Consider the following 23,153-nt stretch of genomic DNA (forward strand, 5'->3'; position numbering starts at 1 on the left):
AAATGGAGCCTGTTAAACTGGTATTGCTGCGTTAAAGCGATAGATGGTCGGGTTGACGTTAGCGGCGCGTTTGTTAGCGCGTACAATTTGGAGGAAGTGTCGGATCAGCCTAAGGTTGGCGGAAAGCCATCCGCAAGACGAAGGCTGTCTTTTGCAATGTTCAAATACAGGTGCTTGACGCACCAAGCGGGGGAATGTACATGTCAACGGTAGTCGTTGTAGGAACGCAATGGGGAGACGAAGGTAAAGGTAAAATCACGGATTTCTTGGCGGAAAGCGCCGATGTGGTGGCCCGTTATCAAGGCGGTAACAACGCCGGTCACACCATTCTGATCGACGGCAAGAAGTACAAACTCACCTTGATTCCGTCAGGCATCTTTAATCAAAATAAACGTTGTGTCATCGGCAATGGGGTTGTTATCAACCCGGCTGCCCTGATTGATGAAATCAACTACGTGGAAGAGAACGGTTTTAGTACGAAGAATCTCGTGATCAGCGATCGGGCTCATGTGATTTTGCCGTATCATTTGGTCTTGGATAAGTTGGAGGAAGAGCGTAAGGGAGAGAACAAGATCGGAACGACCGGGAAAGGGATCGGGCCGGCATATATGGATAAAGCCTCCCGCAGCGGGATTCGGATCGCTGATTTGATGGATGCCGAGGAGTTTGAAACGAAGCTGCGTCACATCATGAAGGAGAAGAATCATCTGATCGAGACCATTTACGGCGGTCAGCCGCTGGACGTAGAGGAAGTGCTGCAGCAGTATCTGGAATATGCGGAAATCCTGCGTCCGTACGTCGCGGATACGTCGGTGGTTTTGAACGATGCGATCGATGCCGGACAGAAGGTGTTGTTCGAGGGCGCGCAAGGCGTCATGCTCGACATCGACCAAGGGACCTATCCGTTCGTGACATCGTCCAATCCGTCGGCCGGCGGGGTTTGCAACGGCAGCGGCGTAGGACCTACGAAAATTCATCAGATCATCGGGGTGGCGAAAGCGTACACCACCCGTGTCGGCGACGGTCCGTTCCCGACCGAGCTGTTCGACGAAGTGGGTGACATGATTCGTGAGACGGGCCATGAATACGGAACGGTTACCGGGCGTCCGCGCCGGGTAGGCTGGTTCGACAGCGTGGTGGTCCGCCATACGCGCCGCGTCAGCGGCTTGACCGGGCTCTCGCTGAACTCTCTGGACGTGTTGACCGGACTCAAGACCGTCAAAATCTGCACTGGCTATAAATACCGCGGTGAGATTATCACTCACTATCCGGCTAGTCTCAAGGTGCTTGCTGAATGCGAAGCGGTGTATGAGGAAATGCCAGGTTGGTCGGAGGATATCTCGGGTGCGAAAACGCTGGAGGATCTCCCGGAAACAACCCGGAATTACGTCCGCCGGATCTCGGAATTGACCGGTGTGCCTATCGCGATTTTCTCGGTTGGCCGTAACCGCAGTCAAACCAATCAGGTGTTGCCGATTTACGAATAATCCAATAGGGTAGACGATTCAGACGATCTCTAAGCCGCCGAACGAGCGATGTGTTCATCCTTGGGTAGGCGGTTTCTTTTTCTAGTTTAGCCTCCTAGCTTAGGTTGAAATCTGGTTTTGCCGTCCATACTGAAGGTTGAGAGACTAGATTCTTAGGCAGTAGGAGGAAACAAACGATGAAATGGCTCGGATGGATCTTGAAATTATGCGTAACGATCGTAGCGGTTAGTTTATTAACCGTGGCCACAACGGGATACATCGTCAATTCGTACATCCAATCTTTACTCAGCAGTTATAACCTGCCGATCACCGCACAGACCCCTAGCTTCAGCGGGATCATGAAGGGCATGCTGGGACTAGGCGGTGCCTCAGACCGTACGGATCAGGCGAAAGGTGAAGACGATGTGGTAGACAGCACTGGGGACAAAACGAAGGACGAATTGGCAGATTCGTCTGGCGGTAGCGGGGAGAGCGGCTCCTCCGGGGGGACGGCAACGGAGACGAACGGAACCCCGGCTAGCGGGACAGGTACGGAGGGGAAGGACACCAACGCAACGGATGAAGATGCACCGGAGGATGCTTTGCCGGTGATGGGCGGAATGAGTGGCGGAGAAGCATTGGGCGAGGATCAGCAGGTGGTCGTGACGCCGGATGATCTCGTGGCCAAGAAGAAGGAACTGCCGGATCAGCAGAAGGAGGAAATTTTTGCGATCCTTATGAAGAAGCTGCCACAGGAGGAAATGCAAATGTTGACCGTCGCCCTGGAAGGTGGTTTGACGGAAACGGAAATGATTAACATTGAACAGGTTCTGTCGAAACATTTGGATAAAACCGAATACGCCAAGGTCATGGAATTGTTAAAAAAATAATTTGCTTCAATTGCCTGATCCAAAGGGAATGTCAGCGTTAACATTCACAGGATTGTAAATTCAATGAACCGGCCTTTCAGCTGCCAAAACCGTGAGAACCCGCTTGTTAAGCGGGTTGTTTGCTTTTTGACCCAAAGTTGAAAATCTTCGCCCCGCTGTGTTAAAGTTAACAATAGCGACAAAAGGTTAAAATTTTGAAACCATTTCAAGTCGAATCGAGTCGATGGATAAAAGGAGATCGGTATGAAAGGTTTTACGGGAAAACGCTGGCAGCTGTGGCGCGTGAACGCTTCTCGGACGCAAGAGCAACACAGCCGCCCGGAAAACGATTCAGAGATATCCGAACCAGAGAGCGGGCGAAAATGGCGTGATCTTCTTATGCCCCGCAAGCTTGTCTTAGCCGGAGCCGCCGTGGTAGTCATTGCCGGAGTGGTCTATTGGGGAGGGCAGCAATACGTCAAGGCGAATACGGTATCCTATTACCGGGTTTACGTCAGCGGGAAGGAAATTGGCACGATCGCAAGCGAAGCGCAATTACAAGCTCTGATTGAACGCAAGGAGCAGGAATATAAGCAAAAATATCCGGATGTGGAGATGGCGGTGAATACCGAGGGCATCACCATTAAGCCGGAGCAGGCCTACAAAGCCGAAGTGGATGCTGAGTCCACGCTCGACGAGCTGTACGGGATGCTAACCGGCTACGCCAAAGGTGTGGAGCTGAAGGTGGACGGCAAAGTGATCGCCGTGGTGAAGGACCAGGCGGCCGCCCGAGAGGTTCTGGACCGGGTGAAATCGACATATGCACCGGATGTGGCTGCCAGCACGCTGGCCGCCAAAGTGAAACGAACCGGCGGCAGCAAGTCAGCTCAAGTGAAGACGAAGGCTTCCAACGCGACGTTGGAAACGGTGGAAATCGCCGAAGAGGTGAATCAAGGAGAGGTCAAGGCCGATCCGAACAAGGTGCTGAGCCCGGAGGAAGCGGTACGAAAGATCCTTCAAGGGGACGAAGAAGCAATTCAATATGAGGTACAGGAAGGGGATACGATCTCGTCGATCGCGGCCCGTTTTGGTGTGTCTCAGAAGGAGTTGTTTGCGAACAATCCCGGGGTTGAAGAGCTGACGCTGCAAATTGGAACGTTGCTCAACGTGAAGGCGGTGCAGCCGGCCCTAACGGTTCGCACGGTGGAGCATGTGACGGAGGAAATTGTTACTGAACCGCAGGTCATCGTTAAGACGAACGCAAGTATGCGGGCAGGAGAGACTAAAGTGATTTCTCCCGGCTCCAGCGGCCTCAAGACGATGGAGTACCGAATCACGAAGGAAAACGGCATCGTTGTGAATGAAGAGTGGCTGGGACAGGAAGTCACGAAGAAATCTTCGCCAAAGATCGTCGTACGCGGTACGAAGGTCGTGCTGGGCGAGGGCACTGGGCAGTTTGCTTGGCCGGTATCCAGCGCGAAAATGACAAGCAGCTACGGCGAACGTTGGGGACGGACCCACAAAGGCGTCGATTTGGTCTCCTCCAACCGCAGCATTCTGGCTGCCGATGACGGGGTCGTCTCCTTCGTTGGGACGAAATCGGGATACGGCAACTGCATCATCATCGACCACAAGAATGGCTATGAAACGTTGTACGGCCACTTAAGCAAGATCAGCGTGAAGAAAGGTCAAATCGTCGAGAAGGGCGAAAAGATCGGCGTCATGGGCAGCACCGGGCGCTCGACCGGCACGCATTTGCATTTTGAGATCCATAAGAACGGCAGCATTCAGAATCCGTTAAAATATTTATAAGATGCGAGTCCGCCACCCGTAAGGGAGGCGGGCTTTTTTTTGGGACATTGGTCGCCGGCTCCCTTTTTGAGGATTATCCCGTTGCATCAGGAGGTGGAAAAAGTGGAACAGCCCCTTCTCGATCAACCTCGTCTCTGAACAAAAGGGATAATCATGCAAAGCGATGTGAGAAAGGGGCATAAGGGTAGGAGATGAACGCGCGCTGCCAATCGTTACCGTCTCTGAAGATAGCTGATGCGGTGCCAGATATGGTAAGATAGAGGGAGCAAAAGCCCATGGCTGAAAGTTGGGGTGAACTTGATTCATGCAAGGAAAAATTCTGGTCGTGGATGACGAGAAACCCATTGCGGATATTTTAAAATTTAACTTGGAGAAAGAAGGCTACGAGGTCGTGCTTGCCTTCGACGGGATTGAAGCGACTCAGCTGGCCTTCTCCGAACAACCGGACTTGATTCTGCTCGATTTGATGCTGCCCGGCAAGGATGGAATGGACGTGTGCCGGGAGGTGCGGGCGAAGCTCGAGACGCCGATCATCATGCTGACGGCGAAGGACGGAGAGATCGATAAGGTGCTGGGCTTAGAGCTGGGTGCTGACGATTATGTGACCAAGCCTTTTAGTACCCGCGAGCTGTTAGCCCGGGTGAAGGCGCAAATGCGGCGTCAACAGAAGGCAGCTGCGGCGGCTGAAGGTGCGGAGGAAACGAAGCAGGGCATCAGTCTGTTCGAGCTGTTTATCGACACGGATATGTATACGGTCTATAAGAACGGCGAGCCGCTGGACCTGACGCACCGGGAGTTCGAGTTGATGCATTACCTGGTGAAGAACTCTGGCAAAGTGATGACCCGCGAACACCTGCTGCAAGCGGTGTGGGGCTTTGAGTATTTTGGCGATGTTCGCACGGTGGACGTGACGATTCGCCGGCTGCGTGAGAAGATCGAGAAGGATCCGAGCAAGCCGGAATACATTTTGACGCGGCGGGGATTGGGGTATATGATGCGGAGCTCCAAGGCGGGTGGACTCTAGAATGAATCTGCCCTCTTTTTTTCGCACGATCCAGGCTAAACTGATTATTATTTACGTGCTGCTCATCCTGATTGCCATGCAGCTGATCGGGGTGTATTTCGTGAGCGCGATGAAGACCTCGCTGACCAGCAACTTCACCAAGGAGCTGCAGGAGCGGGCGGAGCTGCTCTCCGTGTTGGCGGCACAAAACCTGGGCGTGACTGGAGAGTCGGCGGAGGAATCGTTAGAGAATTTGCGTGTATTGGTTAACAACTTGTTTAATATCGGCGGGGCCGAGATTCAGGTGCTGGATGCGAGCGGCAAGGTGCTGACGACGTCCAAGCCGTCCCATGCCGATTACGTGGGCACGAAGAACACGCAGACGGTGGTGAGCCGGGCCCTGCAAGGCATCCGCGATAATGAGGAGTACATCATCGACGAGGACAACGTCCGGAAGAAGGTCGTCGCCAAGCCGGTTGTCAGCGGCGGAAAGATCGTTGGCGCCATTTACATTGCCGCGTCGATGAGCGAGCTGTACAGTACGATGGAGCGGATCAACAATATTTTTATCTCCGGGATCTTGTTGGCGCTGGGATTAACGGCGGTGTTGGGCGTGATTTTGGCGCATACGATCACCTCGCCGATTAAGGAGCTGACGCGGCGGGCGACGGCGGTGGCCGAAGGGCAGTTCCATCAGAAAATGCCGGTGCTTGGCAATGACGAGATCGGCCAGCTTAGCAAGGCGTTTAACTATATGACCAGCCGGCTGCGCGATGCGCTGGCGCAGAACGAGGAAGAGAAGGAGAAGCTCGCTTCGATCCTCACGAACATGAGCGACGGGGTGATCGCCACCGACGAGACAGGCCGAGTCATCCTGATGAACCGGCGTGCGAGCGAGATGCTGGGGACGTCGGATACAGATCTCGATCAGGCCGATATCATGTCGCTGATGAACCTGCCGGATGAGGAATGGGACGTGCTGGAGCAAGGAACGATGCACTCGACGATCCTTGAGAATACCGGTCCGGACGGCGACGTCTTCTTGATCCGGGTGACGTTTACGCCGATTCATCGGCGGGAGATCGGGATCATTGGAACGATCGCCGTCCTCCAGGACGTCACCGAACAGGAGAAGCTGGAGGCATCGCGACGGGAGTTTGTGGCGAACGTGTCGCACGAGCTGCGGACGCCGCTGACGACGATCAAGAGCTACACCGAAGCGCTGGAGGATGGCGCGATGGAGGATCCGGAGCTTGGGCCGCGGTTCGTGTCCGTGATCCAGAGCCAAACCGAGCGGATGATCCGCCTGGTCACCGACCTGCTGCATCTGTCGCGGTTCGACTCGCATGAGGCCGAGTTGCGGAAGCAGCCGACGAACGTGATGGAGATGCTGGAGGATGTGGTGGACCGGTTTTCTTTTCAAATGCAGGAGAAAGAGATCAAGCCCACGCTGTTTATCGCCAATGACGTGGATACGGCCTGGATTGACCGCGACCAGATTGACCAGGTGCTGGACAATCTGATCTCCAATGCGATGAAATATACACCGGAGGGCGGCGCCATCGCGCTGGAAGCTCGCTTGACCGAAGACCGTCAGCTAGCCATTTCGGTGCAGGATACCGGAATCGGGATTCCTAAGAAGGATCTGGACCGGATTTTTGAACGTTTCTATCGCGTCGATAAGGCGCGTTCACGGAATATGGGCGGGACGGGCCTAGGCCTATCCATTGCCCGGGAAATTGTACGGGCGCACGGCGGGACCATATCTCTGCAGTCCGAATTGGGCAAAGGCACGAAGGTGACCTTTACGCTGCCGGCGGAGAAGCAAGGAGGCGAAGCGCGGTGAAGGAGAAGGTCAAATCGCTGACGCTGGCCTTGCTGGTCGCGTGCAGTTTGGTACAGAGTTATTTTCTTATCTATCAGTTGCCGGGCAGCAATCCGGTGGTCAAGTCGGAGAGCGACTATATCCGTACGGAGAACATGGGGACAACCCTGGAAGCGGATGTGATGCTCTTTCCGGCGCAAATCGCCGTGCATTTGGGCGAGGAGCGGCACACCGTGTTTTATCCGGATTCGACGTTTTACAAGTTGATCTACAACCGGCTGAAGGGCCGCCAGTTCGACGGGTTCCAGCGATACGACATCGATAATATGAATTGGACGGACATTCGCAGCAAGGATATCGGTGTGGAACTGGACTTTGGCGGAGGCGTACCTGTGGAGCTGCTGCAGAAGGTGATGCAGATCGCGCCGGACCCGCTGTTTGACGCGGAGAGCGTTAACCGGCTGATGATCTTTAACTCGGGAAGCGACGATCAGGTGCGCGTGTTCTTCTTTAGCTCGCGAGGCGACGTGGTGTACGAGGCAACCAAGGCCGATTTGACGGTGCAGGACGTGCAGCAACAGGTTGATTTTGGCAAGGATTGGGTGCCGTATACGTTAACGGATGGCTATTATGTCCCCGAGAAGTCAATTGATTTGGTCGAAACCGGCTTGAACATCGGGTTGTATACGACGGAGCAGATGCAGCGAAGCTTGTTCTTTGATCCGAGCATCACCCGGTACATCCGGGAAAAAGACGGCTCCGAAATCTACACGGACAGTAAACGCAGCCTTCAGGTTAAGCAGAACCGGAACTGGATCAACTACACCGATCCGGCGGCTCCTTCAGCGGGCGAGAACAGCCCAAGCAAGAACGTGCTGTCGGCGATTGACTTCGTGAACCAGCACGGCGGCTGGAACGGCAATTACCGGTTGGAGCAAACGACCGAAGGCGTTGAGGAAGACCAGCATCGGGTGGTGTTCCGGCAGTATTACGGAACCGGGCAATTTGGCTCCTTCCCGATCATCGACCTGTCGACGTTCCATTACGGAGCGATCACGCTGGAAATGCGTCAAGGCACAATCACCGGCTATGAACGGTCGTTGATTTACGGCTCCGGCGGCAGCTGGGAGAAGAAAGTCGTCTCTCTGCCCGGCGGCAAGGCGTTGCGGGAGAGCATTGCGGCGCTTAAGGCGGAGGCGCGGATTGCCAACTTATATCCGGCGTACTTGCCTTCTCTCACCGAGCAGGGGCTGCTGCTGAAGCCGACTTGGGTAGTCGAGCTAAGCAACGGCGCGACCCGGGTGCTGAGCTTGGGAGCGGTGGAGAAGGCTGGAGCGGATGTGGACACGGGTGCAGGTTCAGGAACGGCTACGAAGTAGTGTGCGTGGTACTCGCGTAAGGTTGGCGCGGATGGGCTTAGAGCCGAGGCAGTGGCGTTGAATGTGCTTCTTAATCAGAGACTTAATCTGAACGAAAGGGGGGTGAACCATGGATTGGGGACGGGCGAAAAACGTGTTGATCTACGCCTTTTTGCTGCTGAATCTGGTGCTGGGCTATCAACTGTGGAACGATCTGCGGGAGCAGGCCGACTCCAACCTGGATATCACCGCCCTGGAAAATAACACGCAGCAGGCGATGGATGAGAAGAACATTCGCGTGCTCGCCAAAATTCCGACGGAGACGCCGGAGCTGCCCAAGATCGCTTACCGGTTCTTGGACGATGCGCAAAGCGGCAAGCTGATCGAGCTGCCGGTGCCGGTGGACAGCAGGCTGATTTTTGCACCGCGGGAGTTAACGGCTGCGTTGAAGGACAGCATTCCGGACATCGGGGATTACCGCTATGACGAAGTGGCGAGCAGCGCAGACGTGTTCGTTCTGCACCCGCTGGTGGACGGGAAATGGCCGCTCTTCAAAATCGAGCTCAAGCTGTTGGGTAGCAATCAGAAGATCATTTCGTACCAGCGCCGTGCGATTGAGATCAGCTATCCGGAGGAAGAGAAGCCGCAGCGTGTGCTTTCGGCCTCCAAGGCGCTTGGCAACTTGATCGAGAACTTCCTGCCGGAAGGCTCGGTTGTGACCGAGGTCGAGTTAGGATATTACGGCGAGGTGTTCGATTCGGACGCGCATCTGCCGGCTGCTCCGGCATGGCGATTTATGCTGGAGAGCGGCAAGGAGTATTACGTGCAGGGCATCAGCGGTGATGTCATTAGTCCGAATACAGAGAAAACGAAGGAGTAATGGGAGATTATGGGGATCCGATTTTCGGTGCTGTCGAGTGGTTCGACGGGAAATGCAACACTGGTGGCCAATGGGGAAGTCACACTGATGATCGATGCCGGCTTTAGCGCCAAACGCATCGAAGAACTGATGATGGAGCGCGGGGTGAGCGGGCAGGATTTGACAGGCATTCTGGTTACGCATGAGCATTCGGACCATATCAAGGGCTTAGGCGCGGTGGCGCGAAAATACAATCTGCCGGTATACGCTAACGAAAAGACGTGGGCAGCCATGGAAAAGGCGATTGGGAACCTCGCAGACGACCAACGCTGTATTCTGGGGACCGGAGAAACCCGCGATTTCGGCTCGCTCCGCGTGGAGTCGTTCGCCATCTCGCATGACGCCGCTGAGCCGGTGGGCTACAACTTTTACGACGGCAAGGAGAAGCTGAGCGTATGCACCGACCTGGGCTATGCCAGTGACAAGGTGAAGGAAGCGATATATGATGCCGATGTGCTGGTGCTTGAGGCGAATCACGATATCGAGATGCTGCGGATGGGACGTTACCCGTGGAACATCAAGCGGCGTATCCTCGGCGACTTGGGGCACTTGTCCAACGACGCGACCGGGGAGCTGATGAGCGAGATTCTGAACGGCCGTCTGAAGCGGACGTATCTGGCCCACCTCAGCCGCGAACACAATATGCTCGATCTGGCTAAGATGGCGGTTCGCAGCGCCATGGAGGATCGCGGCTGCTTCTTCAAGGACAGCGAATTCAAGCTATGCGATACGTACTATGACCGGCCGACGCCGTGGGATGTGGTGAGCGAGCGTTAGCATATATTGTATATGATTTTTCGAATATAATGTGTTGCGGATAGAGGAAAACGGTGAATTGTATTCGATTTTTCATATAGAATCGGGCCGATTGAGCTTTCGAGGCAAGAATGTGTATGAAAAATCGAATAGATTGGGTTGAAATCGCCGAAACTGGCGAAATGTATTCGATTTTTCGCATACATTTACCGCGTAGACAAGAAGACCGCCTGGTTGGGATGGGATCCCCAGGCGGTCGTTTTTATTATAGCTCCCACCCCGGCAAATACGCCTTGGTGTTGTTCAGCATCGTTGTGAACAGCTCCTCCGCTTGCGAAGGAGTCAAGGTGGAGAGCAGCGGGTCGTTCAGGAAGGCGCGGAAGGCTAAGTCGCGATCCTTGGTTAAGGCTGCTTTCAGAATCGTCTCCTGGTTGTAGACGTGCCGGGTAACCAGATTGTTGATGTCCTCCGGCAAGCTGCCCGCCATCACCGGCTGGACGCTGTTCGCACCGAATACGGCGTTCGTCTCCACGACGGCGTTCAGCGGCAGTGAAGCCACTTGACCGCGGTTCGGCAGGTTGACGTTGGTGATCATCGGGGCGCTGGCACCGGTCAAGCTAAGCAGCATGGCGATCCCTTCCTCGCCGCTGGATTTGAGCGAGAACGTCTCCTCGCCGGCAACAAGACGGCGGCTGCGCTCCCGCAGCTTCTGCAGATTGTTGATCCGCCAGTCGACGGTCGTCAGGCCGAATTTCCACTGCTTTACGTGCTCGGGGCTTCGCAGATACCAGGTGTTTGGCATAAATTCGGCCAAATGTCGGTCACCGGCAGCGGCGATCAGGCCGAAGCGGCGGAACAGGTCGAAATGAATGCGGTTCGCGGATGCAAAGCTGTTGTTCATCCAGTGGTCTTTTTGCCCATGGGTACTAAAGCCTTCTTCGGCATATTTCTCGGCAAAAGCCTGATATAGCGGGAATAGGTCCGTACCGCGATAGGAAGCACGGTCCAGCCAAGTGAAATGGTTAATCCCCAGCACATTTACCTCGATCTCTTGGCGCCGGACACCGGTTACCCCCGTCATGTCCTCCAGCATCTCGGCAAGCAGCTCCTGCGTGCCGAAGACCTCATGGCAGCAGCCGAAGGCTTTGATGCCCGGGAACACCTCGTACAGCGTGCGGGTCAGGACGCTCATCGGGTTCGTGTAATTGATGACCCAGGCGTTGGGGGCATGGTCGCGAATTGCTTCGGCGATTTCTACGTACATCGGGATACTGCGCAGCGCGCGAATCGCTCCGCCCGGGCCGACGGTATCGCCCACAGACTGGTAGATGCCGTAAGCCTCCGGTGCGTGCACGTCGGAGCGCATTTCCTCGAACGTTCCGGGAAGGATGGAGATGATGACAAAGTCGGAACCCTTGAGCGCTTCTGGCAATGTCTGCACCGCTTCGTAACGCCAGCGTCCCACCGCATCAGGATGATCTTGTATACGGTTACCAATGATCTCATTTGCTTGGGCTGCCTCAAAGTCGATATCGTATAAGGCCACGTGTCCCGAAAGCGCCGGTTCCAGAGCCAAGTCGCTCATTAATCCCCAGGCCCAGCCGCGGGAACCGCCGCCGATATAAGCGATCTTCAAATGTTTGACCATTGTGGCTTCTTGCATATCGTTCACTCCCTTGATTGATGTTACAATAAACATAGAGCAAAAATAGAAAAGTTACTGCACGGATTTTGTTAATTTGAGCTGGCATTCTACATTTTTTGCTGTCGAGAGACGAGCGTGTTGGGAGGGGAGCAGAATGACGTTGGAAGGGCAGTTAGCGCCGATTCGCCGGATGCTGTTCATCGAGGCAGCGAAGCAGCCCGGGCGGTTCTCGATGGATGGGGAGCATTTTCACGATGCGTGGGAGATTTATTATCTGGTGTCCGGGGAACGGTGTTATTTCATCAAGGATCAAATCTATCGCATCGGTGCAGGCGATCTGGTGTTGATCCCGGTGAATGTGCTGCACAAGACATCGCCATCGGGGAAGCTGTCGCAGCCCCATGAGCGGATCCTGGTGAATTTCCGTACGGAGGTGGTGAGCGCGCTGCTGCCCGGGAGGGAGGAAGAGCTGGAGCAACTTTTTGCCAAGTATCCGGTTCTGCGTTTAAGCGCCGAGGAGCAGCAGCTTGTGCAACAGCTGTTAGCTCGTATGCTGGCAGAGCAGAAGCAGCAGGCAGGCGGATATGAGGAATATTGCCAACTGCTGCTGGCTGAGTTGCTGCTTAACCTGCTTCGCATGGCGAACGCTCGGCCAAACCATGATGGGGAAGAAGGGGGCGGGAAACGCCCCTACCGGGAAGTCGCTGAAGTCGCCCGCTACATCAATGCGCATTACGATGAGAATCTCAGCTTAAGCGATCTCGCCAATCGATTTCATCTCAGCCCGTATTACCTCAGCCATCTCTTCCCCAGAGTTACCGGGCTGACGCTGGTCGCTTACATTAACCGCGTCCGCATCGAGGAAGCCTGCGCGCTGCTGCGCGAAACGGAGCTGCCTGTGACCGAGATCGCGTACCGCGTTGGCTATCAAAGCGGCACCCACTTTGGACGCGTGTTCAAGAAGGCCAAGGCGGTGTCGCCGCAAAGCTACCGGCGCGAGCAGCGGATGCTCAGCGGCGGGGCGGGGGTGCGGTAAAAGGGGAGTGGTACAGGTTAACGTAACGACCTTAACCCGCATCATCGCCGCTCTTCACTCGCGCTCGGTCAACGGCCGCTCTTCTACCGCGGGCACGGTTAACTCCACCATCGTGCCCAATCCCGGCTTGCTGCGCATCCGGAAGGTAAATTCGTGCTCATAGGTTAATCTCAAACGCTTGCACGTATTATACAGTCCGACATGCTCCGTCCGCTCCTCGTCGGAATGCAGCCGCTCCACGAGCTGGCGCAGCTCCTCTGGCGGGATGCCGCAGCCATTATCGATTACGGTAATGAGCAGCCGATCCTCCTTCCGCCGGAATTTCACCTTGATCAGGCCATGTCCGTCTTTTTCCTTAATGCCGTGGTAGATGCTGTTCTCAACCAAAGGCTGCAGCACCAGCTTGATCGTGTACAGGCGGGTGATCTCCTCCTCGTAGTCGAAATGGACGTCGAACTTGTTTTTGTACCTTTTTCGCTGGATATTGACGTAGCTGACGGTGTTAGCGATTTCTTCGCCCCAGGTGACGATTTTGGTCGGGTCGCTGAACGAGTAGGAGAGGATATCGGACAAGTCCTCGATCATCTCGCTGGCTTTGTTCGGCTTGCCGGTCAAGGCCACGGACTCCCAATACACCGAATGCAGCGTGTTGTACAAGAAATGCGGATTGATCTGCGATTGCAGCGCGAGCAGCTCCATGACCTGGAGGCGGTATTTTTTCTCCAGCAGCTGGGTTTTGATGTACCGGTGTTCGATAAAATGGGTGATCATGTTCTGGATGATATAGGAGTATTCGTCCCGAACCTTCAAAGGCGGCTTCAACGGCACGCAGCTGTCGTCGGCCGATTTGATCAAGGTGCGAATCATCTTGAGCTGCTTATAGTTGCGGCGGATCAGGTAAAACGTCAACGCAAACCCGCAGGCGACCGCGATCACGGCGAACACCAGCGTGTAGTTGAAAATACGCGTTGGCGTTTTGTATAACTCGCTGTGCGGGATCACCGAGACGTACTTCCACTTGTACCGCTCGGATTCAACTTTGGTCACGTTCACCTTGCCTTGGGGCGTGTCCATATCGAAGAAGGACGCCGGATTTTCGGCAATGGACCGGAGTTCGCTCTCCTGCAGCCGACCGCCGTGATGATTAGAGAAAATAACGTGGTTCTCCTCATCCAACACAAACAGCTGCTGGTCCGGGTACTTGGTGATGTCGTCCAAAATGCTCTCGATATACTTCGGCTTAATGTTCAGAATGATTGCGATCTTTTGCGGCACCAGCACGTTATAGAAGGTGACGATCGGCGTCGCGTCCGATTCGAAATCGTAAAACTTGATGTTCCGCCGCGACGTCCATTTGGCCGGCGGTCCGGTATAGTCCATAAAAGCATCATACCAAGCGGTATCATAAAAATGATCCAGCGTCACCAGTCCCCCCACCGACGACAGGAAACGCTGATACGGGTTGTCGACGTACAGGTAAAAGGATTGGATATACGGTTTCGCGCTCGTAAATCCGTTGAGGAAGCTGGAGATAATCCGGTATGAAGTGGAGCTTTCGTAGGTGTAATGCGGATTTTTCAATACGGCCGAGAGTTCGTTGAAGATCGCGGTATTATCGTAAAGCGCCAGATACAGCGTATCGATTTCGTTTAGGATCATCTCCAGTTGGGTCTGCGATTGATGAAGCAGGAAGCTGCTGTTCTGGTTGATGTCTCGCTTGATGTCGTGTTGTGTCGTCAGGAAGGAAAGCGAGCCAAGCAGGACGATGGGCACGAGCAGCGGAACAAGAAACGCGGTCAGCTGTTTGGCGAAATATTTATCTCTCATGGGCTCGAGGGACCGTTTCGGAATTCGCTGGGCGTTTGACCGTAATAGCTTTTAAACGTCCGCGTGAAGTTTTTGGCGTTGCTGTAGCCGACTTTTTCGCTGATTTCGTAGGTTTTGTAGCTCACGTCCCGAAGCAGAGCGGCTGCCATTTCCATTTTTGTCTGCAGCACGTAGTCGGAGAAGTTTTGTCCGGTTTTTTGCTTGAAAAAGAAGCTAAGATAGTTGGCATTCATATGCACAAGCCGCGCGACCTCCTCAAGGGAGGCATTTTTATAGTTGGATTTGACGTATTCCTTGATCTTCTGGATAATGAGGCTTTCGCCGCCTTGTCCGGGTGCGGAGGGGTTCGGCCCCAGATCTTGGTTTTCCGCAGCAGCCTCTGCTTCCAGTTCCTCTTTGATCTTGCCGAAAACATCCAATAGCACATGATATTTGGCCGGCTTCAGAATGTAGTTGATGACGCGAAAATGCAGGGCCTGCTGGGCATATTCAAAATCCCGGTATCCGCTGAGAAAGACGACCTTAATCTGCCGCCGGTGGTTGTACAGCTGCTCGGCCAGCTCGATCCCGGACATCACGGGCATCTTAATATCGGTCAGCACGATGTCAACGCGCTCGCCTTCGGCGATCAAACGGAGCGCTTCTTGGCCGTTGTTGGCCTGGCCGACGACCTGAAAGCCTACTTCGTTCCACGGAAAATAACTCGACAACGCTTCGCGCGTCTCCGCTTCGTCATCTACGATTAACAGGTTATACATTCGCTCACCCCGGCTTCTATGAAGTCAAATGTAATGGCATACATCGATTATAGCAGATCGCCCGAAATTGGTTGTAAGCGTTTAAACAACGGACCGCAAACATGTGAAAAAACGATTCTTTTTATAACAAGAAGATACCTTGGAGTAAAATTTCCGCGAAATGTGATACCTTTTTCTAAGGACAGCTACCTTATCGAAGGGCCGAAGCCGATTTTATAATAAAAGCGCTTACAAATTTAGTGAGTCCTAAGGGGGAAATGAATGATGGGAAGAAAAAAAGTTTGGGCGCTGGGCTTGGCCATGGCACTCCTTCTCGCACTTCTGAACGGCTGCTCATCCGGAGGGAACGAGGCGGCAAACAACACCTCCACTTCAGTCAATAACGGATCAAGCGAGAATGCCGGGGATACGGGGAATCCGGTGACCTTGCGTTTCAGCTGGTGGGGCGGCGAGGATCGTCATGCGGCTACGCTGGAGGCGATCGAGGCGTATAAGAAAATCGCGCCCAATGTCACCATCGAGGCGGAATATCAGGGCTTTGACGGATACGAGCAAAAGATCAAAACCCAGCTGACCAGCGGCACTTCGGCTGACATCATGCAGCTCGACCTGCCGTGGGTCCAGGAACTGGTGACGAAAGGCGACTTCTTCGTCGATCTGAAGACGGTGGGAGATTTCGATGCCACGGGGTTCGATCCGACGTTCCTGGACAACTTCGGCGTTTATGACGGCAAGCTGGTGGCAGTGCCAACCGGCGTTAACGCCTACTGCTTGATCATCAACAAGACGCTGGCCGATCAGTTAGGCATCCCGACGGACATTCAATGGGATTGGGATACGCTTTACGAGCAAGGCAAAAAGCTGCATGAAGCCGACAGCGGTAAATACCTGCTGCTGGCCGACCACGCGGCGTTAACCCAGGATTTCCGGACGATGCTGAAGCAGCGTACGGGCGAGCAATGGATCAAAGAGGACTATACCGTAGGCTTTACGAAGGAAGATGCGGTAGCCAGCTTCGAGTGGCTGCAGAAGGCGATGGAAGCGGGGGTGTACCAGCCGCTGGGTGAAGCCGACCTGTTCTTCGGGAAGCTCGATCAGAACCCGAAATGGATCAATCAAGAAATGCCGATGACCACGTCGATGAGCAGCACGCTGCCCACGTTGAAGACGGTACTGCCGGAAGGAACTGAAATTGTAACGGCGCTCCCGGCGATCGCCAAGGATGCCAAAAACACCGGCGTCGTCGTCCGTCCGTCGCAGCTGTTCGCGGTCAGCCAAAAAAGCCAACATCAAGAAGAAGCCGTGAAGTTCCTCAACTGGTTGATGAACGATCCAGAAGCGGCGGTGATCCTGGGCAGTGTCCGTTCGATTCCGCCTGTGAAGTCGTCGCAGCAAGCTGCCGTGGAAGCCGGCAAAATCGATCCGGCGATTACGAATGCGGTGGAGCTGGGGCTCGAGAACGCGGGTCTCGTGGACAACAGCATCTCTAACAACTCGGAGGTTGCAAAAATCCTTGAGGACGTCATTCAGAAGGTCAGCTATAACAAAGCCACGCCGGAGCAGGCCGCCGACGAGCTGATCGCCAGCTTAACGTCCAAATTGGCCGAAATTAAAGACCGTACTCAATAAACAGGTCGTAAGCGGTAGGAGGGAGAGGGTCCGTCATGATTAAACGCAAGCGGAACTATCAGTATGTCGGACTGCTGTACATTTCGCCATGGATCATCGGGTTATTGCTGTTCCAGTTGTATCCGTTCTTGTCTTCGTTTTATTACTCGTTTACGAATTACAACATGGTTAGCGCCCCGACATGGACGGGTTGGGACAATTACGTCAAAATTTTTACGGGGGACCCGGAGTTTTACCAGTCCCTGAAGGTCACTGGCATATACGTGGTGCTGGCCGTTCCGGTCAAGCTCGCCTTCGCCTTGTTTATCGCCATGCTGCTAAGCGCGAAGCTGAAGGGCATCAACTTCTTCCGCACGGTGTATTATCTCCCCTCCATCCTGGGGGGGAGCGTGGCGATCTCCGTCCTCTGGCGTTTCCTGTTCATGAAGGAAGGGGTCGTGAACGCCATGTTGGCCCGGCTCCATCTCGGTCCGGTCGATTGGCTGGGCAGCCCGGATGTGGCCCTGTATACGCTGGGCTTGCTGACCGTGTGGCAGTTCGGCTCTTCGATGGTGTTATTTTTGGCCGGTCTTCAGCAAATTCCGAGCGAACTGTATGAGGCCGGATCGATTGACGGCGCCTCCAAAACGCGAATGTTCTTCAAAATCACCATTCCGCTCCTGACGCCTATCGTCTTGTTTAACCTGGTGATGCAGATGGTCAATGCGTTCCAGGAGTTCACCGGTGCCTTTGTCATTACCGGAGGGGGACCGCTGAAATCGACTTATCTGTACGCGTTGAAGCTGTACGAAGAAGCTTTTACTTTCTTCAACATGGGTTATGCGTCGGCGTTGTCCTGGGTGCTGTTCGTGATCATCATGGGCGTGACGGCGGTTATTTTCAAGAGCTCGGGCAGCTGGGTGCATTATGAGGATGGGGGGCGATGACATGAGAGCAGGCGTTAGTTTGAAAAAAACATGGGCGAACTACCTCTTTCTGATCGTGCTCGGTTTCATCATGGTGTATCCGCTGCTGTGGTTGTTCGCTTCTTCGTTCAAGACCAATGCGGACATCTTTGGCTCAACGAAGCTGCTGCCAAGCAGCTACGTGTGGGATGCCTACTCACTGGGCTGGCAGGGCACGGGCCAATACGGGTTCCAGGACTTCTTCGTGAACACGTTTATCTTGGTCGTGCCAACTGTGTTGTTTACGATCCTCTCCAGCGTGTTGGTGGCGTACGGGTTCGCTCGGTTTCATTTCCCATTGAAGACATTGCTGTTCTCCATCATGATCGCCACCTTGATGCTGCCCAACGCTTCGATCATGATTCCCCGGTACATTTTGTTTAATAAGCTAGGGTGGCTGGATTCGTACCTGCCGTTTATCATCCCGGCGGCCTTCGCCACCGGCGCGTTCTTCGTCTACCTGATGATCCAGTTCATCCGCGGCTTGCCTCGGGATCTGGACGAAGCGGCGACGATCGACGGGTGCAACTCGTTTACGGTGTTGACCCGGGTGCTGCTGCCGCTGTGCAAACCGGCGATCTTCTCGGTGGGGATTTTCCAGTTCATGTGGACGTGGAACGACTTCTTCAACTCGATTATCTACATCAGCAGCGTGCGGAAGTTCACCGTGTCGCTGGGGCTGCGCTTGTCGCTGGACGCCTCGTCCGCGGTCTCCTGGAACCAGGTCATCGCGATGTCGGTCGTCAGCATCGTACCGTGCATTCTGCTGTTCTTCCTAGCTCAGAAATACTTCGTTGAGGGGATTTCGACAACGGGGTTGAAGGGGTAAAAAATAAAATCCCCTCCGTCCAAAACCGGAGGGGATAATGACTTATTTAAAGAAGTTCGGCAAATACTCTTTGTTCGCTTCCAGCATTTCATCGAGCAACTTGATGGCGACGCCGACGGATGGAACCAGCGGGGTGACCACGCAGTTAACCTCGATGCTGGCGTCGTCCGGTAGAAAATCGAGGATGCCATTGTTAGCCACGTTCATCGTCTGAATTTCGTTCTTACCGTTATACAGCGAACACATCAGGTTTACCGCGGCCTCCGAGTAGTAAGCACCGCCGCGTTGCTCCAGCTGCTTCGGCTTCTCCTTCAGCTCGACATCGCTGTAGAGCTTGAACCGCTCTTCTTCAACGCGCTTGACGACCTCGGCGCGGTTTTCCCCTTTCTTCAGAGATTCCAACTGCTCCTCGAGCATTTCGTCCGTCATGTAAAAATACTTCAACCAGTGCAGGTGATTCAGGCCAACGAATTCCGCATACACCCGGTCCGGGGTCACGCCGTACTTACTGGATACTCGCTTGATTAAGCCGATTGGAGCGTTACAAAGGCCGATGCTCTTCACGGGACACGGGTTGCAGCTGGCCGCGTTCGTGCCGGTGCCGCAAATCAGGGTTGTCAGAGGAAGGAGTTGGGGATTTACGGCTGTCCTATGTAATGTAAGATCACATCTAAAAAATGAAAAACCAGCCCGTATCTCGCCGTGCTTGGCGGATCAGGGCTGGCTGGTTATCCATTTTAAACGGTGGGATAGGGGGGCGGGGTCATAAATCCGTCGATTTCGAGCGCTTTTTTCTCGATCTCCTCCCGGGTTAAGATGCCCTTCTCTATAAGTAACTCCATGATGGCGCTTAAGGTCACGAGCTGGTGATAATGCTCTTCCTTCATATCCGCCAGCTTGGCGAGCACATTCACTTCGTTCATCGGCGTGGAATAATAGGAATCCATCTGATTACCTCCTTCAGGCAGCCGTGCAAGGCACACGGTTGAATGATTTTTCTTTTGGTCTGCGATGGGTAAAGTCCACGGGATGTGGGTAAAATTGCCGTTTTTTCCCTGATAGAAATCTGCTTCTAAACCATCAAAATATGGTAAAATAAATCTATCAATCTATCGCATTAATATAGTGTAGTCATGGGCAAGGTCAAACATTCCAGTTTTCAGAAAAAAAAGCGGTAAACTTCTCAAATTCCAGGCAACCTATCTTCGGTTCATGACGTTAATAAAATTAAGGATACGCATGAATATGGCTTTGTTGTAATGGCATAAAGTTGAAGGGGATCTTTGCCTGGGGCAGATGGCATGTCGATGCCAAGCCTTTTGGGAAGGCATGATGGAGGGGGAGAATAGAGATGGGATGGTTTGACGATGACTTTTATTCCACCAAGGTTCCGGGGCGTATGCGCTTGTCCGAAGGCGGCAGCTTGCGGCGTTGGCGCGGTAGGCCGCGTAGGCATCGCCTGGAGCTGTCCACGCTGCAGATCTCTTTAATCTCTTCCGTTCTTAGTGCGGTAGTGGCCGTGCTGTTATTCAGTTTCATTACGGGGCTTCCTTCTTCATCGAACCGCCATGTTGCAACCAGCAGTGCGGTGTTGCTCTCGGATGCCGGCGATCCTTATGACCGGATCAGCGCGGCGGCGGCCAAAGTGGCGCCCGCTGTGGTGAGCATCCTCAATCATGGGGAGCTGTCGGATGGCGATCCGGAGCAGGCGGCGCTGGGTTCGGGTGTGATTTTTAAGAAGGAGAAAGGAAAGGCCTTCATTATAACGAATACGCATGTCATTAGCGGTGCAAGCGATCTGGAAATTGTGACGAGCGACGGAGCCTCGCGTAAGGCAGAGGTTGTCGGACAGGATTCGATCAACGATATTGCGGTGCTGGCCATCGACGGACAAGGCATCGATACGGTGATCGAGCTAGGTGATTCGAAGAAGCTGCGGGCCGGAGAAACGGTCATTGCCGTCGGCAATCCGCTGGGCCTTGGAGGGACGCTGACCTCCGGGATCGTGAGCTATACCAGCCGGATGATTCCGGTGTCGCTGAACCAGGATGGCGTGTACGACTGGGAGCAGGAAGTGATCCAGACGGACGCGGCGATTAATGAGGGGAACAGCGGCGGAGCGCTGGTAGATTTGAACGGCCGGCTGATCGGCATCAATACGATGAAGATTTCCGATACGGGCGTTGAGGGATTGGGTTTTGCCATCCCGGTGAATGAAGTGATGAAGACGGTCGACGATTTGCTCCTGCACGGCAAGGTGGTTCGTCCATATATGGGCGTGTACACGTTGGACCTCAACAACCGCTATTCTCCGATCACTGACGAGCAGCGCGAGGATCTCAACCTGCCGAACCATGTCACCGCAGGGGTGATCGTCTTGGAGGCCCATGGCCCAGCGCTGAAAGCGGGACTGAAATTAAACGATGTCATTACCCAGCTCGACAAGCAACCGATCAAATCGACGTTGGAATTGCGCCGGTACTTGTATGAGCATAAGAAGATCGGGGATGAGTTGGAGGTTACGTACTACCGTGACGGCAAGCTGGAGAAAGTGACCTTGGAGCTGACCGATAAGCCGTCGGAGGCGGAAATCGAACAAGGATTAGACGATAACGAATAAACATATTTCATGGAGAGATTCCGAAGTCATGACAGACGTAGATAGAAGCGACTGGAGTGGGGGAGGAATCTCTTTTTTTGCGGGGAGCTGAAGGAGGATGGAGATGAACGGAACCTATTCGTTTTCGGGTAAGGATCGGCGTCACCTGTTAGAGCAAATGGCCAATCCGGCTGAGCCGCTGGACCTGTTGGTCGTGGGCGGCGGGATTACCGGGGCTGGAATCGCCCTCGATGCGGCGGCGCGGGGGATGCGGGTGGGTCTTGTGGAGATGCAGGACTTTGCCGCGGGAACATCAAGCCGTTCGACGAAGCTAGTCCATGGCGGCTTGCGTTACCTGAAGCAACTGGAGATCGGCGTTGTGGCGGAGGTAGGGCGCGAGCGGGCGATCGTCTACGAGAACGGCCCGCATGTGACAACGCCGGAATGGATGCTGCTGCCGATTTATCGGGGCGGGACGTTTGGCCGGTTCAGCACGTCGCTGGGGTTGCGCGTGTACGACTTACTCGCGGGGGTGAAGCGCGGGGAGCGGCGCAGCATGCTGTCGGCGGCGGAGACGCTGGCGAAAGAGCCGCTGCTGAAGCAAGACGGTCTGCTGGGCGGCGGGTACTATGTGGAGTACCGTACGGACGACGCCCGTCTGACCCTTGAAGTGCTCAAGGAAGCAGCGGCCCGTGGGGCGATGCCGGTCAACTATACCAAGGTGACCGGGTTTCGGTACGAAGGCGCGCAGCTGGTGGGCGCTGAGGTGACGGATCTGGCCGAGGGGCGGACATATGAGTTGCGCGCCCGGAAGATCGTCAATGCGGCGGGCCCGTGGGTGGATGCGCTGCGCGAGATGGACGGGTCAAAGCAGGGCAAAATGCTGCAGCTGACCAAAGGCGTGCACCTGGTGTTCGACCAGGGGCAGTTTCCGTTGCGGCAGGCGGTTTATTTTGATACGCCGGATGGCCGCATGGTGTTTGCGATTCCGCGCGATGGCAAGACCTACGTGGGCACAACGGACACAGTGTACCACGGCGAGATTCATCATCCGCGGATGACGGAGGCGGATCGCGATTATATCTTGGGTGCGATTGACGGCATGTTTCCCGGGCTGGCGATCACGGCGGCGGACGTGGAATCCAGCTGGGCCGGCGTGCGGCCGCTCATCTACGAGGAGGGCAAATCGCCTTCGGAAATTTCCCGCAAGGATGAAATTTGGGAGTCCGCGTCCGGCCTAATCACGATTGCTGGCGGCAAGCTGACCGGCTACCGCAAGATGGCGGAGCTGGTCGTGGACCGCGTGGCCGCCAAGCTGATGCGGGAATACGGCCGGAGCTTCACGCCCTGCGCAACCCGGCTGCTGCCGATCTCCGGCGGGCAGGTGGGCGGCTCGCAGGGACTGCTCGGCTTCGTGGCACGCAAGGCGCTGGAAGCGGCGGAGCGTGGCATCCCGAAGGATCTTGCCGCTAAATGGGCGGCTAGATATGGATCCAACGTGGACCGGCTGTTGGCTTTGGCCGACGATGCTGCGGCTACGGGCGAGCCAGCCGACTCGGCCGGTGCAGCCCGGCTCCCGCTGGAGGTGGCTGTTCCGCTGAGGTATGCCCTGGAAGCGGAGATGGCGATGACGCCGGTGGATTTTTTTGTGCGGAGAACCGGGGCTTTGTTATTTGATATCGCATGGGTGCGGCGGTGGAAGGAGCCGGTCGTCGATGCGATGGCCCGGTATTTCGACTGGCCGGAGGACGTGAAGCGCCGGCGGGCGGAGGAGCTGGAGCAGGCGTTGACGGAGGCGGTTTTTCCCGTAAGTGAAGAGTAAATCGTTTATTACAGGTGCAAGGATTTTGCCCTCGATCTGTCGAAATACATCCAAGA

At 54.8% G+C, this 23,153-nt stretch carries 18 protein-coding genes and 1 pseudogene; 14 read left to right on the forward strand and 5 right to left on the reverse strand.

All coding sequences use genetic code 11. The features are described 5' to 3' along the window. Window positions 1–200: 200 nt before the first annotated feature. The 8 genes from ACL02P_RS18240 (at window position 201) to ACL02P_RS18275 (ending at window position 10,029) form a co-directional block, all read left to right on the forward strand. Window positions 201–1,487, forward strand: coding sequence for an adenylosuccinate synthase (locus tag ACL02P_RS18240; RefSeq protein ID WP_009223375.1), 1,287 nt, complete (start codon window positions 201–203; stop codon window positions 1,485–1,487). Between the two features lie 176 nt (window positions 1,488–1,663). Beyond that, the gene (locus ACL02P_RS18245; protein ID WP_009223376.1) at window positions 1,664–2,356 is read left to right on the forward strand and encodes a hypothetical protein; all 693 of its coding nucleotides are present in this window, start codon (window positions 1,664–1,666) and stop codon (window positions 2,354–2,356) included. Window positions 2,357–2,599: 243 nt separating this feature from the next. Then, window positions 2,600–4,147, forward strand: a complete 1,548-nt coding sequence (locus ACL02P_RS18250; protein ID WP_009223377.1) for a peptidoglycan DD-metalloendopeptidase family protein — start codon at window positions 2,600–2,602, stop codon at window positions 4,145–4,147. 304 nt (window positions 4,148–4,451) lie between these two features. Continuing rightward, window positions 4,452–5,171, forward strand: a complete 720-nt coding sequence (gene yycF / locus ACL02P_RS18255) for a response regulator YycF (protein ID WP_009223378.1) — start codon at window positions 4,452–4,454, stop codon at window positions 5,169–5,171. A 1-nt stretch (window position 5,172) separates the two neighbouring features. Continuing rightward, entirely contained in the window at window positions 5,173–6,996 is a 1,824-nt protein-coding gene (walK, locus tag ACL02P_RS18260) for a cell wall metabolism sensor histidine kinase WalK (RefSeq protein WP_036644081.1), read from the forward strand. Further along, window positions 6,993–8,354, forward strand: a complete 1,362-nt coding sequence (locus ACL02P_RS18265; protein WP_412837828.1) for a YycH family regulatory protein — start codon at window positions 6,993–6,995, stop codon at window positions 8,352–8,354. Before walK ends, ACL02P_RS18265 begins: the two co-directional genes overlap by 4 nt. A 109-nt stretch (window positions 8,355–8,463) precedes the next feature. After that, window positions 8,464–9,213, forward strand: a complete 750-nt coding sequence (gene yycI, locus ACL02P_RS18270; protein ID WP_260071655.1) for a two-component system regulatory protein YycI — start codon at window positions 8,464–8,466, stop codon at window positions 9,211–9,213. A 9-nt stretch (window positions 9,214–9,222) separates the two neighbouring features. Further along, window positions 9,223–10,029: an MBL fold metallo-hydrolase gene (locus ACL02P_RS18275; protein ID WP_009223382.1), complete on the forward strand. Its 807-nt coding sequence runs from the start codon at window positions 9,223–9,225 to the stop codon at window positions 10,027–10,029. A 244-nt stretch (window positions 10,030–10,273) separates the two neighbouring features. Here ACL02P_RS18275 and ACL02P_RS18280 read toward each other — a convergent pair whose 3' ends face one another. After that, window positions 10,274–11,671: an alpha-glucosidase/alpha-galactosidase gene (locus tag ACL02P_RS18280; RefSeq protein WP_412837829.1), complete on the reverse strand. Its 1,398-nt coding sequence runs from the start codon at window positions 11,669–11,671 to the stop codon at window positions 10,274–10,276. A gap of 136 nt (window positions 11,672–11,807) precedes the next feature. Between ACL02P_RS18280 and ACL02P_RS18285 the strand changes: the two genes are divergently transcribed. Continuing rightward, complete coding sequence (locus ACL02P_RS18285; protein WP_260071656.1) at window positions 11,808–12,689, forward strand: AraC family transcriptional regulator; 882 nt, start codon at window positions 11,808–11,810, stop codon at window positions 12,687–12,689. Window positions 12,690–12,743: 54 nt separating this feature from the next. On the opposite strand, the gene ACL02P_RS18290 is transcribed toward ACL02P_RS18285, so the two are convergent. Both ACL02P_RS18290 and ACL02P_RS18295 read right to left on the reverse strand, forming a co-directional pair. Continuing rightward, window positions 12,744–14,516: a sensor histidine kinase gene (locus ACL02P_RS18290; protein WP_412837830.1), complete on the reverse strand. Its 1,773-nt coding sequence runs from the start codon at window positions 14,514–14,516 to the stop codon at window positions 12,744–12,746. Next, complete coding sequence (locus ACL02P_RS18295; protein WP_412837831.1) at window positions 14,513–15,274, reverse strand: response regulator transcription factor; 762 nt, start codon at window positions 15,272–15,274, stop codon at window positions 14,513–14,515. Before ACL02P_RS18295 ends, ACL02P_RS18290 begins: the two co-directional genes overlap by 4 nt. Window positions 15,275–15,535: 261 nt before the next feature. On the opposite strand from ACL02P_RS18295, the gene ACL02P_RS18300 reads away from it, so the two are divergent. From ACL02P_RS18300 to ACL02P_RS18310, 3 genes are read left to right on the forward strand one after another with little or no spacing between them, the layout of a single operon-like run. Further along, complete coding sequence (locus ACL02P_RS18300) at window positions 15,536–16,903, forward strand: extracellular solute-binding protein (protein WP_028539283.1); 1,368 nt, start codon at window positions 15,536–15,538, stop codon at window positions 16,901–16,903. Window positions 16,904–16,938: 35 nt separating this feature from the next. Then, a complete protein-coding gene (locus tag ACL02P_RS18305; protein ID WP_009223388.1) occupies window positions 16,939–17,829 on the forward strand; it encodes a carbohydrate ABC transporter permease in 891 nt (296 codons plus the stop codon). Beyond that, window positions 17,816–18,676 carry a carbohydrate ABC transporter permease gene (locus tag ACL02P_RS18310; protein WP_009223389.1) on the forward strand — a complete coding sequence of 287 codons (861 nt, stop codon included), beginning with the start codon at window positions 17,816–17,818 and terminating at the stop codon, window positions 18,674–18,676. Before ACL02P_RS18305 ends, ACL02P_RS18310 begins: the two co-directional genes overlap by 14 nt. Before the next feature lie 42 nt (window positions 18,677–18,718). Here the strand turns inward: ACL02P_RS18310 and ACL02P_RS18315 are convergent. Both ACL02P_RS18315 and ACL02P_RS18320 read right to left on the reverse strand, forming a co-directional pair. Further along, window positions 18,719–19,240, reverse strand: a pseudogene (locus ACL02P_RS18315) (6-phospho-beta-glucosidase); the annotation flags it as partial. 173 nt (window positions 19,241–19,413) lie between these two features. Then, window positions 19,414–19,623, reverse strand: coding sequence for a hypothetical protein (locus tag ACL02P_RS18320; RefSeq protein WP_016314543.1), 210 nt, complete (start codon window positions 19,621–19,623; stop codon window positions 19,414–19,416). Window positions 19,624–20,027: 404 nt separating this feature from the next. Between ACL02P_RS18320 and ACL02P_RS18325 the strand changes: the two genes are divergently transcribed. Together ACL02P_RS18325 and ACL02P_RS18330 are read left to right on the forward strand one after the other, a co-directional pair. Continuing rightward, the gene (locus ACL02P_RS18325) at window positions 20,028–21,296 is read left to right on the forward strand and encodes a S1C family serine protease (RefSeq protein ID WP_028539280.1); all 1,269 of its coding nucleotides are present in this window, start codon (window positions 20,028–20,030) and stop codon (window positions 21,294–21,296) included. Between the two features lie 103 nt (window positions 21,297–21,399). Then, a complete protein-coding gene (locus tag ACL02P_RS18330) occupies window positions 21,400–23,097 on the forward strand; it encodes a glycerol-3-phosphate dehydrogenase/oxidase (RefSeq protein WP_412837832.1) in 1,698 nt (565 codons plus the stop codon). Window positions 23,098–23,153 lie beyond the last annotated feature (56 nt).

The organism is Paenibacillus sp. MB22_1, assembly GCF_047200555.1.
GTDB classification, from domain to species: domain Bacteria; phylum Bacillota; class Bacilli; order Paenibacillales; family Paenibacillaceae; genus Fontibacillus; species Fontibacillus phoenicis.